Genomic DNA, 12,272 nt, shown 5'->3' with positions numbered 1-12,272 from the left:
TGTTACTGTGCGTCGACCAAAGCTTTGATGTCGAGCAGAGTCAGCTCGTTGTCATCGGGCTGGCCCAGCGTGCGGCCGCTGGAGAAGGGGAAGTTGTTGTCGTTCACCACCACGATGTGGGTGGCGTCCACCACGGTCAAGCCCTCGGGCCCCAGGTGCGGAAGCACAAAGCTGTCTTCGTTGGGGCCTCGCTTGGCTACGTGTTTGGGGTTGGAGATTTTGGTAAGGTCGATGAAGGCAACCTTCTTCACAAAACCATCGACATCTAGCTGTGCCATGTCGATCTTGTAGATGCGCTTGAAGCGCGCCGGGCGGGTGAAGCAGTCGGTGCGCGGCTCGTCCTTGCAGACATTGCCCGAGCCCTCAGACGCGTCGTCGCGTTCGATGACGAGACCGGTGGTCGCGTCCAGCATCTGGAAGTCCGAGGCCACATTGCCGGCCTCTTCAAACGCGTATTTCCACTGGCGTTCACTGTATTTCTGGCTGGCCACGTCCAACTCCAGGATATGGGTGTAGGGCTTGCCGTTGCGCGTTTCCTGCATCTTGGCAGCGGCATCCCACAGCGGCCACTCGAACATGGGGTACAGCGTCTTGCCATCCACCGACTTGGCCATGGGCTCAAAGCCGCCGCTGCGGCGCACTTCAAAGCTGGCGTCGCCGGGGTAGTTGGGCAGGCGGCCGTTCAGGTAGTGGTCGGGGCCGCGGTAGGCCTTGCCACTCACCACGGTGTCGATCACACCCAGCACTTTGCCCTTGGCGTCCACACGTAGCACATAGGGGCCGAACTCATCGCCAATCCACCACTCTTTGCCCACGACCTGGATGGACTCCGGGTCGAAGTCGATGCCAGTCAAGAAGCGCTCCGCCGTGGCCTCGTTCTGGATGGCAAACGGCACCTTGCGGTCGGGGTCGTGCAAAAAGGTGGTGTGCAGGCGCTTGACGCTGCCCTTGGCCCAGTCGGCCTGCACATGGTGGACCATGAGCAAAGCATCTTGCGAGTTGATCTTGCTGCCAAAGCCGTTGTCGGTCAGGGTCAGGAAGTGGTCTTTGCCCAGCGCCACGATGCCCGAAAAACCCTGGACCGATTGCCCGCGGATGGGCAGCGTGCCGCCCGACTTGCGCGGGTACTTGGGATCGCCCACAAAGCTGATGCCGTCGATGCTGTGCAGCACTTCGGTGCGCTGGCGGTTGGCGGCGGTGAACTTGCCCGCGGTCTCGAAAAACTTGCCGAACGCCTTGGGCGCGGTCACGGTGGTGCTGGCGGGTAGGGCGGCGTGGCCAGCCAGGGTGGCGGTCACTTCAGTTTGGGCCAGGGCGGTGGTGGCTGGCAGAGCCAGCGCGCAGGCCAGGGCCAGGTGGGAGAGGGTGAAACGTGGCATGAGAGAGGGTCACAAGTGGATCAAGCCGCGTAGCCTAGGGGGGCAGTGTGAAACAACCGTGACGCCCCGTAGGGCAGGCCTTTCACGCTAAACTGGTTTGTTGATCCCTGGCACCCCGCTCACCTGCGCCTTGACCCTTTTTTCCACCCATGCTGTTTCTGCTTTCTCCCGCCAAATCCCTGGACTACGACACCCCTTTGGGTGGCCAGCCGCACACCGCACCGCTGTTCGTCAAGCAGTCCAAAGAGCTGATTGGCATGCTGCGCGAATACTCTCCGCAACAAATTTCCACGCTCATGGACCTGAGCGACAAGCTCTCCACGCTCAACGTGGCGCGCTACGCGGCCTGGTCGTCCCGCGCCACACAGAAGAACGCGCGCCAGGCGGTGCTGGCCTTTGACGGTGATGTGTACGACGGCCTGCAGGCCAAGACGCTGGGTGTGGACGACCTGGCCTGGGCCCAGGACCATCTGTGCATCCTGAGCGGCCTGTACGGCGTGCTGCGCCCACTGGACCTGATGCAGCCTTACCGGCTGGAGATGGGCACTACGCTCAAAGGTCCGCACGGCAGCAACCTGTACCACTTCTGGGGCCGGCAGATTGCCGACTACCTGAACACCCGCTTGCGCAAGGACGCATCGCCCGTGGTCATCAACCTCGCCTCCAACGAGTACTTCAAGTCAGTGGACACCAAGGCCCTCAAAGGCCGCGTGGTGGAGTGCGTGTTCCAGGAGTACAAGGACGGCCAGTACAAGGTCATCAGTTTCTTTGCCAAAAAGGCGCGCGGCTTGATGGCGCGCTACGCCATTGAACACCGCCTGATGACGCCCGACCAACTGCGCAACTTTGACGTGGACGGCTACGCCTACGCCGCGGCTGAGTCCACCCCCGAACGCTTGGTCTTTAGAAGAAAACAGGCATAAGCCCCCGAATTACTTGCACGAACAGCTATGAAAATAAGAGCAAACGGAATCGATATCGAAGTGGAAGACAGCGCCCAGACGGACGCGTCTTTCGCCAGCAAGCCTGCGGTGCTGCTCATCATGGGCCTGGGCATGCAGCTGATTGCCTGGCCGCCCGAGATGGTGCGTGGGCTGGAGGAAGCGGGCTACCGCGTAGTGCGCTTTGACAACCGCGATGTGGGCCTCTCCAGCCACTTCGATGCGCTGGGCAAGCCCAACCTGCTGTGGGCCAGCCTGAAGTACAAGCTGGGCCTGGTGCCCGCCGCGCCCTACGGCCTGGCCGACATGGCCGCTGACGCTCTAGGCGTGCTGGATGTGCTGAAGATTGACCAGGCCCATGTGGTGGGCGTGAGCATGGGCGGCATGATTGCGCAGCGCGTGGCGTTGGCGGCACCCGCGCGCACGCTGAGCCTGACCAGCATCATGAGCACCAGCGGTGCGCGTGGCCTGCCGCAGGCGGCGCCCGAAGTGGTGCGTGTGCTGTTGAGCCGCCCGGCCGGCAGTAGCACCGCGGCTGTGGTGGAGCACACCATGCGCCTGTTCAAGGCCATTGGTAGCCCGGCCTACCCGGCGCCCGAGGCGGAGATGCGTGCCCGCGTGACCGAGGGCGTGCAGCGTGCCTTCCACCCCGTGGGCACGGCGCGCCAGATGCTGGCCGTGGTGGCCGACATCACGCGCGCCGCGCTCTTGGGCCGCATCACCACGCCCACACTGGTGATCCACGGCAAGGCCGACCCCCTGGTGCCGCTGGCCTGTGGCGAAGACACGGCGCGCCGTATTCCCGGTGCCAAGCTGCTCACCATCGACGGCATGGGCCATGACTTGCCGCCCGAACCCGTGCGCCAGATCCTGGCCGCGCTGATCCCGCACCTGCGCACGGCCACCTGAAAGCCCCGCCATGAACACCCCTGAACAATCCCAGCTCGGCAAGGCCTCGGCCTATGTGGACCAGTACGACGCGTCCCTGCTGTTCCCCATTCCCCGTGCGGGCAAGCGGGCCGAAATCGGCATCACCGGCGCTGCGCCATTCTTTGGTGCCGACATGTGGACCGCGTTTGAGCTGAGCTGGCTGAATACACGCGGCAAGCCCCAGGTGGCACTGGTGCACTTCACCATCCCGTGTGAGACGCCCAACATCGTGGAGAGCAAGTCCTTCAAGCTCTACCTCAACAGTTTCAACAACACCCGCTTTGCCGATGCTGCCGAGGTGCTGGCGCGGCTGCGCACCGACATTTCGGAAGCCGTGTGGCGCGGCGGTGTGGTGCAAAGCTCCATTGGTGTGAGGCTGATTGACACCACGCTGTTTGATCGCGAACCCGTGCACGAGCTGGACGGACTAAGCCTGGACCGGCTGGACGTGGAGTGCACCCACTACCAGCCCGCGCCCGAGCTGCTGACGATCGTGCCGGACGAAGGCGTGGTGAACGAGGTGCTGGTGAGTAACCTGCTGAAAAGCAACTGCCTGGTGACCGGCCAGCCCGACTGGGGCAGTGTGCAGATTAGCTACTCGGGCTTGCCGATCCAGCAGGAGGGGCTGCTGCAGTACCTGGTGAGTTTTCGCAACCACAACGAGTTCCACGAGCAGTGCGTGGAACGTATCTTCATGGACATCTGGACGCGCTGCAAGCCGACCAAGCTGACGGTGTACGCGCGCTACACACGCCGCGGTGGGTTGGACATCAACCCCTTCCGCACCAGCCACCCGCAGGCTCTGCCGGGCAACACGCGCACCGCACGCCAGTAAGCCGCCACGGCTAGTTGCTATTAAAAGAGGAGCTGCTAGCGCACGATTGACGAGGGCTAGGCGGCGATTTCGTGCTGAAGCAACATGGCTTCGAATTCCTTCACCGGCAGCGGCTTGGCAAACAGGTAGCCCTGGCACAGGTGGCAGCCATGCGCGGCCAGAAAGTCGCGCTGCGCTTCGGTTTCCACGCCTTCGGCAATCACCTCCAGCCCCAGCGTGTTGGCCATGCCGATGATGGTTTGCACGATCACCGCGTCAGACGCGTGCACGCCGATGTTGTGGATGAAGGACTGGTCGATCTTCAGCTGGTCCAGCGGCAGCTGCGTCAGGTAGGTGAGTGAGGAATGGCCGGTACCAAAGTCGTCCATCGAAAAGCGCACACCCGTGGCCTTGAGCTGCTTCATCTTGGCGATGGTGTCTTGCACGTTGTCCAGCACCAGGCTCTCGGTCAGCTCCAGCTTCAGCAGGTTGGGGTTGGCGCCCGAATCGTGCAAGATGCCGCGCACCTGTTCGACAAAGTCCACCTGGCGGAACTGCCGCGCACTCACGTTCACCGACAGCTGCAGCGCCGCCTTGTCGGGCGTGGCTTGCCAGGCTGTGAGCTGGGCGCATGCGGTCTGCATGACCCAGTGGCCTAGCGGCAAAATCAATCCTGTATCTTCTGCCAGGCCAATGAACTGCTGGGGCGACACCAGTCCGCGCTGCGGGTGGCGCCAGCGCACCAGCGCCTCGGCCCCCACGGGCACGCCCTGGTCGGTGGTCTGCAGCTGATAGTGCAGCTCAAACTGCTGCGCCGTCAGCGCGTGGCGCAGGTCGCTTTCCAGGTCGGCGCGGTTTTGGATGGCGGCCAGCATCTGCGGGTCAAAAAAGCACAGCGCGTTGCGCCCCGCGTTCTTCACCTGGTACATGGCAATGTCGGCCTGCTTGAGCAGTTCGGCCGAAGCCTGGTGCGTGTCTCCAAACAAGGCAGCCCCCACGCTGCACGAGCTGCGGTACTGCGTGCCGTTGAGCAGGTAGGGCTGGTTCAGGCTGTGCAGGATGTTATCTCCCACCATCTGCGCTTGCTGCGCGGCCTCCAGCGGGTCCAGGCTCAGGTCTAGCAGCATCACCACAAACTCGTCGCCGCCCAGGCGAGCCACGGTGTCGGCCTCGCGCACACAGGCTTTCACGCGCTGTGCCACCTGCTGCAGCAGCAGGTCGCCCACGTCGTGGCCCAGGGTGTCGTTCAGGGTCTTGAAGTGGTCCAGGTCCATGAACAGCAGGGCACCGCGCCGGCCGTTGCGCGTACAGGCGGTGATGGCCTGCTGCAGCCGGTCGGTCAGCAGGCGGCGGTTGGGCAGGCCGGTCAGCGGGTCGTAGAACGCCAGCTGCTCAATCTCGGCGGTGGCCTGGCGCAGGCGGGTCACGTCCTGGTAGACGATGACCACGCCCCCATCCGGTGTGGCGCGCTCGGTGATCTCGATTACGTTGCCATTGGGCAGCACGCGTTCGTGGCTGTGCAGGTGCTGCGACAGCATGTCCATGCGGCTGGCGATCCAGGTCTTGCGTTCGTCGTCGGACACATCGCCCAACAGCTCGTGGGCGGTGTTGGTCAGCATGCGCTCAAAAGACATACCGGGTGCAATCAGCCTGCGCTGCCAGGGGTAAATCTCCAGGTAACGGCGGTTCCAGCTGACCACGCAGCGCTGCGCGTCCAGTAGCAAAAAGCCGCTCTCCATAGACTCCAGCGCCTGGTCCATGGTGGTCTTGGCCAAGGTAATGGCGCGCTGCGCCTGGCCCATGCGGCGCAGGTAGCGCAGGCCCACCACGCCCGCGACCACGATGACCAGGATGAACGTGAGGGCCACACCGCCAATCATCTTGCTTTCGTTGCGCCACTCGGCCAGGACCGTGTCCAGCGGAATGCTGGCGGTGATCAGCAGGCTGCCGTAGAGCATGCCGCGTCTGGCTACCACCGCCGGGCGCTTGCTCAGGCGTGATGGCATCTCTTGTGCCTCGGGTGTGGCGCTGGTCATGCCCAAGGCAGGTTGCAACTGCGTGCCGCTGATGGATTCTTGCGCCGGCACGCTGGCCAGCAGCGTGCCGTTGCTGCGCTCCAGTGTGGCTTCCAGCTGGCTGATGTCGGCACCCTGCACCAGGATGGCAGTGATCAGGTTGACTTGCACCTCGGCCACCGCCAGCAGCTTGTGGCCATCGGCTAGGCGCACATGGCGGGCGAAGTACAGCACCGACTCCGAACTGCTGGGGCTGACCAGGGGGTTGCTGACCAGCAAGGTAGAGACCTGTTGTTCCAGTGCTTCCGTCACAAAACCCGGGGGCAGGGCCATGGCTTGGCCGGTGTCCGATGCGTCCGACGAGGCCACCACCGTGCCCTCTGCGTCCACCAAGGCCACGCTGCGCACCAGCAGGTTTTGCCGCGTGGCGCCTTCGATCAGTTTGTTGGCCAGCGGTGCTTCCAGCCAATCCAATTGCATGGTTTGCAGGCCCAGCAGGCTGTCGATGCTGGCCAGCAGCACGTCCACCCCCAGAAAACTGCGGTTCACCGCAGCCTGGGCACCGGTGACAAAGCGCTCGGCCTGGGCCTTGCCATCGGCCAGGGCCGATTCGCGGCTGTCGCGCACCAGCACGATGGCCAGGGCAGCAACGGCCAGCACAAAGAAGGTGGCGATGCCTATCACCGCGGTGGTGGCTTTGGTCAGGGAAGCACGCATCACTTGGTAGTAGTGGGTGCCAGCCCTAGGGCTGTACCTATGGTTTGGTCCCACAGCGCATTGCAGCGGCCGTTGCACCGCTGCAGCCAGCGCGGTAGCACGGTGCTGGTGAAGATGTCCTTGCGCATGCGCTCGTCTTGGGCCGAGATGGGCACCTCCTGCATATGGCCCTTGCGCCCACTGGTGCAGGCCGGCAGGCCGCGGTTGCAGGCCATGCCCTCTGTAGTTTCCAGCTCGCTCTCGCGCCAGATAGCAGCCTCCAGTTTGGGGAGCTCATGGGTCAGCACGGCGCGCAGGTCGGCGGGCAGGGTATCCCATGCGCTCAGGTTGGCTCCAAAAATGGCCAGTCCCCAGGTCACGGGCATGGAGTGCACATGGGTGGTGACCTCGTGCAGGCCCAGCACGTTGCCGCTCATGGTGCCGGTGATGGCGCATTCGGTGTTGCCCGAGGCCATGTTGGGCAGCAGCTGCGCAAACCCCACTAGCACCGGCACACCGCCCAGCGCGCTCACAAAATCGGCCTGGGTGGTGGATGCCACGCGGATGCGGCGCCCCGACAAGTCAGACAGGCTGGCCAGGGGCCGTTTGCAAAACACCACCTGTGCCGGGTAGGTGTACAGGCCCAGCATTTCCACGCCATGGCGTTCGCGCAGCGCTTTTTGCAGGTAGGGCTTGAAGGCAGCCACCGTTTTCTTCAGGGTAGCCATGTCCGGGTTCAGGCCGGCCAGGTCGGGGGCTGCGTATTCGGGGTATTGGGTGGAGATATTGCTCAGCAGTGCGGTGCCAAATGGCACCACGCCCAGCTGCATCAGTCGTAGCATCTCGGCGCCGGGCACGCCTGCGCGGTCAAACGGGCTGATCTCGGCGGAGTATTTGCCGCCGGTCAGACGTGGTAGTTCCTGGGTCCAAAAGGGTTCTTCGTTGCGGGTGTACTGGTTCAGCCCCGCCAGGCCGCCCACGATGCGCAGCTTTTGCCCCGGCGCCGTCGTGACCATGGCCTGGGCGTGCACGGTGCCGACCAGGCTTGCGCACAAGCACGCACAGAGACCCAGCGCCCAACTGGCGGCGCTTAGCTGCCGTGCCATTGTGTGATGCGTACCACCCATCGTCGCCTTTCGCGCGCTTGTTTTCAGAATCCAACGTATATGGTCGCCACTGTAACGCGAAGTGGCAGGTCCGAGCCCTATGGAAACTGCCTAGTGCGGTGCCAGCGCCAGCGTGGCGGCCAGAGTCAGCGCCGGAATGGGCCGGCCAAAGAAGTAGCCCTGGAATGCGTCGCAGCCAATCTCCGTCAGAAAGTCACGCTGCTCGGCGGTTTCCACCCCCTCGGCCAGCACCGACAGGCCCAGGCTGTGGCCCAGGGCCACGATGGTGCGCGCGATCACCGCATCGCTCGGGTCGGTCAACACGTCGCGCACAAACGACTGGTCGATCTTCAGCTGCGACAGCGGCAGCCGCTTGAGGTAGGACAGCGAGGAGTAGCCGGTGCCAAAGTCGTCCAGCGAGAATTTCACGCCCATGGCCTGTACCGCCCCCATTTTGACGATCAGGTCCTCCACATCGTTCACCAGCATGCTCTCGGTAAGCTCCATTTTCAGCAGATGGGGCGGCGCGCCCGTGGTGTGCAGGGCCGTGGCCACGCTGTCCACAAAGTTCGGCTGCGCCAGCTGTGAGGCGCTGACGTTCACGGCCAGTGTCCACTGCGCGGTGGCGCGGTGGCGGCCCCATTCGAGCAACTGGCGGCAGGCTGCTTCCAGCACCCATTGCCCTAACGGCAGGATCATGCCGGTCTCTTCGGCCAGCGGAATGAAGTGGGCGGGCGTTACCAGGCCACGCACGCTGTGGTTCCAGCGCACCAGGGCCTCGGCGCCGATGCACTGGCCCTGGGTGTCCATCTGCACCTGGTAGTGCAGCACGAATTCATGCCGTTGCAGGCCCTGGCGAATCTCTTTGGCCAGCTCCGCGTGGGTGGCTACGGCGGCCTGCATCACCGGGTCAAAAAAGCGCACGGTGTTGCGCCCTGCGGCCTTGGCCTGGTACATGGCCACATCGGCTTTCTTGAGCAGGTCGTCCATGCTCTGGTGGTCTTGCATGAACATCACGATGCCAATGCTGGGCGTGCTGCTGTAGGTGTGCTGGCGCAAGTTGTAGGGCACGGCCAGTGCCTCCAGCACCTTGTGGGCCACCACTTCGGCCTGGGTGGCGGCCTCATGCATGTTCGGGCTCAGCGCCTCCAGCAGCACCACAAATTCGTCCCCGCCCAGGCGCGCCACGCTGTCGCCCTCGCGCACGCACAGGCGCAGTCGCTCGGCCACCTGCTGCAGTAGCTCGTCGCCCACGTCGTGGCCCAAGGTATCGTTGAGCAGTTTGAAGTGGTCCAGGTCCAGAAACATCAGCGCACCGTGCTGCCCCAAGCGCGAGGAGTTGGCCATCGCTTGGCGCACCCGGTCCATCAGCAGGCGCCGGTTGGGCAGGCCGGTCAGGGGGTCGTAAAACGCCAGACGGCGGATTTCCTCCTCGTCCTGGCGCTGCTGGGTGACATCGCGCAGCACCGCCACATAGGTTTCTTGTGTGTACTGCGGAATGCGCGAGACCGACAGACTGATGGGAAAGGTGGCCCCACTGTGGTGGCGACCCTGCACCTCCACCGTCTTGCCTGCACCGGCCAGCGCATTGGCGTCGGCGAGCATGTGCAGGGTGCCATCGGCCTCGGCGTCCAGCGGGACGGCCAGCAGGTCGTTCAGCGTGCGGTGAAAGGCCATGTCGCTGCCATAACCCAGCATATGGCAGGCTGCATTGTTGTAGGAATGGATGGCGCCGCGCCGGTCCATCGTCAGCAGGCCATCCACCATGCTGTCCAGAATGGCCTGGCGGTAGCGTCCGGCTTCTTCCAGGGCATGGCGGTCGGCCAGCATCTGGCGCTCGTTGCGGTCGCGTTCAATGGCCAGGCCCAGCAGGTAGGCGCTGCGCGTGATGGCTTGCAACTCGGCTTCGGAAGGCGCCCGCACATGGCGGTAGTAGTTGCCAAAGCTGCCCAGCACCACGCCCTTGGTGGAGCGAATAGGAATGGACCAGCAGGCCCGGTAGCCATGCGCCAGTGCTAGGTCGCGGTAGTCGTCCCAGCGTGCGTCTGCGGTGATATCGGCCACCAGCGTGTCCCGCCCTGTGTAGGCCGCTGTGCCGCACGAGCCTGTGTACGGGCCAATAGCGACACCATCAATGGCCTGGCAGTAGGCTTCTGGCAGATGGGGTGCCGCACCATGGCGCAGGTGCACACCGTCGTCATCCAGCAGCAGCACCGAGCAGGTCACGCCGGGGAAAATGCCCTCAAAGTCAAGGATGAAGGTGGTCATGATGTCCACCAGCTTGGCGCTGCCTGCCAACATTTCCAGTAGCTGGCGCTCGGAGTGCGCCTGTTGCTGCAGCAGCCTCTGCTCAGAAATATCCAGCGTGGTGCCGACTAGAAACTGCGGTTGCCCTGCATCGTCAAACACCGGGGCCAACGTGGTCAGCATGCGCCGGCAGTGCTGCAGGTCTTCGCGCCAGACCTCGTCTTCGTTGGTGACCGTGTGGCGCAGCGCAAAGGCCACCTGGTCTTGCGCCGCAAAAGCCGCCATCTGCTCTGGCGAGAAAAAGCGGGGTCTGTCAGCGGCTGCCAGGGGCCCGTGGCCCAAACCCAGTGCCTGCTTCCACTCTGCATTCAGGTAGAGCACCTCGCCCGAGGCATTTTTGATAAAGAGCGGCACGGGCACCGCGTTCAGCAGACGTTGCAGATCCGACGGGGGCAGGGTGTCGAGTCGGCTGTTGGGCATGGTTAGCGGGTGGGCAGCATCTGGTGTTTTCCTATGGTAGCTGGAATACCTGGACAGAACGGGCCAGCGTGGCTGCACTGGTGTTCAGCCCCGCGGCCGACGCGGCGGACTCTTCCACCAGCGCGGCGTTCTGCTGCGTCACGGTGTCCAGCTGGGTGACGGCCTCATTCACCTGGGCAATGCCGATGGATTGCTCCTTGGTGGCGCTGGTGATGAGCTGAATCAGATCGCCGACCTCCTTGACCGATTGCACCACCTCGTCGATGGTGCGGCCCGCGCCGGTCATCTGGTGGTGGCCTGCCGAGATTTGTTCGGCAGACTGGGCAATCAGTTCCCGGATCTCCTTGGCCGCCGTTGCGCTGCGCTGCGCCAGGGCCCGGACTTCGCTAGCCACCACGGCAAAGCCGCGGCCTTGCTCGCCGGCGCGGGCGGCTTCTACTGCCGCATTCAGCGCCAGGATGTTGGTCTGGAAGGCGATGCCTTCGATGACGCCAATGATGTCGCGCATCTTGCCGGAGGACGTGTCAATCGCCTGCATGGACAGGCTGACCTGGTGCACTGCCTGGCCGCCACGGGTTGCGATATCGGTACTGCTGGCACTCTGGTTGGCGACGCGGATGGCGGTCTCTGCGGTCTGTTTCACGGTGCTGGCCAGCTCTTCCATGGAGGCGGCGGTTTCTTCCAGGCTGCTGGCTTGCGACTCTGTGCGGGAGGACAGGTCCATACCACCCTCGGCAATCTCGGCGGCGGAGCGGGTGAAGACTTCAATTTCCTCACGCACGTCCCCCACCACGGCCCGCAGGTTGATCTGGATCTGGCGCAGTGCGCGGACCATATTGCCCAGCGGTGGCGGGTAGTCACCCTGCACCGTGCTGGTCAGGTTGCAGCCCGCCAAGTCGTCCGCAAAGGCCTCGGCCGCGCCAATGGCGGCAGAGAAGCGAACCTGGAACCAGGCCAGCACGCAGCCCGCACCGACCAGCAGCGACACCAGTTGTAGGCCTGCGGCCTCCCAGCCGTGCATACCCAGAAACTGCGGGACCATGGCCAGCAATGTCATGCCCATCAGTGCCAGACCCAGGCGCGCTGTCAGCGTCAGGCGGGACAGCGCACCGCCCAGCCCGCGCAGGCCCTTGTAGCGCACCTCACCGCCGCGCAGGTAGATGGAGCCACCGCCGCGTTCGGCGTCTGCCCGCATTTGGGCGTACAGTGCCTCGGCCGCCTGCACGTCCTGCCGTTGGGGCTTGATGCGCACCGACATATAGCCTTTGGGCTTGCCGTTTTGTAGGATGGGGGTGACATTGGCCTGCACCCAGTAGTGGTCGCCGTTTTTGCGGCGGTTTTTGACCAGGGCTGTCCAAGGGTGGCCGCGGCCTATGGTCTGCCACATGTCCTTGTAGGCCTCAGGCGGCATGTCCGGGTGGCGCACCAGGTTGTGCGGTTGGCCAATCAACTCATCGTAGGTAAATCCACTGGTCTCCACAAACGCGTGGTTGCAGTGGGTGATGATGCCTTTGGTATCCGTCATGGACACCAGCATGTGCTCGGCGGGGTAATCAAATTCGCGCAGGGTGACTGGTAGGTTCATTCGCATGTGAACTCTCTTCCTTGGTTTTCGTCCAAACGCGGCTGGCTTGGACGTGACTCATTTGGCATCACACCTATGA

General features: G+C 63.9%; 8 protein-coding genes. 3 read left to right on the top strand and 5 right to left on the bottom strand.

All coding sequences use genetic code 11. The features are described 5' to 3' along the window. Positions 1 to 2 precede the first annotated feature (2 nt). On the bottom strand, positions 3 to 1,379 hold the full coding sequence (locus tag AC1DZ5_RS18765; protein ID WP_477891846.1) for an esterase-like activity of phytase family protein: 1,377 nt from the start codon (positions 1,377 to 1,379) through the stop codon (positions 3 to 5). Between the two features lie 149 nt (positions 1,380 to 1,528). Here AC1DZ5_RS18765 and yaaA point away from each other — a divergent pair, with 149 nt between their 5' ends. The 3 genes from yaaA to queF are packed head-to-tail and all read left to right on the top strand — an operon-like array spanning position 1,529 to position 4,085. Further along, entirely contained in the window at positions 1,529 to 2,302 is a 774-nt protein-coding gene (gene yaaA, locus AC1DZ5_RS18760) for a peroxide stress protein YaaA (RefSeq protein WP_477891844.1), read from the top strand. Between the two features lie 27 nt (positions 2,303 to 2,329). Beyond that, entirely contained in the window at positions 2,330 to 3,229 is a 900-nt protein-coding gene (locus AC1DZ5_RS18755; protein WP_477891842.1) for an alpha/beta fold hydrolase, read from the top strand. Between the two features lie 10 nt (positions 3,230 to 3,239). Next, positions 3,240 to 4,085: an NADPH-dependent 7-cyano-7-deazaguanine reductase QueF gene (gene queF, locus AC1DZ5_RS18750; protein WP_477891840.1), complete on the top strand. Its 846-nt coding sequence runs from the start codon at positions 3,240 to 3,242 to the stop codon at positions 4,083 to 4,085. A 56-nt stretch (positions 4,086 to 4,141) separates the two neighbouring features. Here the strand turns inward: queF and AC1DZ5_RS18745 are convergent, their stop codons facing one another. From AC1DZ5_RS18745 to AC1DZ5_RS18730, 4 genes are all read right to left on the bottom strand, one after another. Continuing rightward, complete coding sequence (locus AC1DZ5_RS18745) at positions 4,142 to 6,796, bottom strand: bifunctional diguanylate cyclase/phosphodiesterase (protein WP_477891837.1); 2,655 nt, start codon at positions 6,794 to 6,796, stop codon at positions 4,142 to 4,144. Then, positions 6,796 to 7,881 carry a TRAP transporter substrate-binding protein gene (locus tag AC1DZ5_RS18740; RefSeq protein ID WP_477891835.1) on the bottom strand — a complete coding sequence of 362 codons (1,086 nt, stop codon included), beginning with the start codon at positions 7,879 to 7,881 and terminating at the stop codon, positions 6,796 to 6,798. Before AC1DZ5_RS18740 ends, AC1DZ5_RS18745 begins: the two co-directional genes overlap by 1 nt. A 111-nt stretch (positions 7,882 to 7,992) precedes the next feature. Beyond that, complete coding sequence (locus AC1DZ5_RS18735; RefSeq protein WP_477891833.1) at positions 7,993 to 10,608, bottom strand: sensor domain-containing protein; 2,616 nt, start codon at positions 10,606 to 10,608, stop codon at positions 7,993 to 7,995. 31 nt (positions 10,609 to 10,639) lie between these two features. Continuing rightward, on the bottom strand, positions 10,640 to 12,199 hold the full coding sequence (locus tag AC1DZ5_RS18730) for a methyl-accepting chemotaxis protein (protein ID WP_477891830.1): 1,560 nt from the start codon (positions 12,197 to 12,199) through the stop codon (positions 10,640 to 10,642). Positions 12,200 to 12,272: the final 73 nt, after the last annotated feature.

Source organism: Rhodoferax sp. P1_F3 (assembly GCF_056405715.1).
The sequence above is the reverse complement of the archived record's forward strand: the minus strand, read 5'-3'. Positions and strand labels throughout refer to the sequence as shown.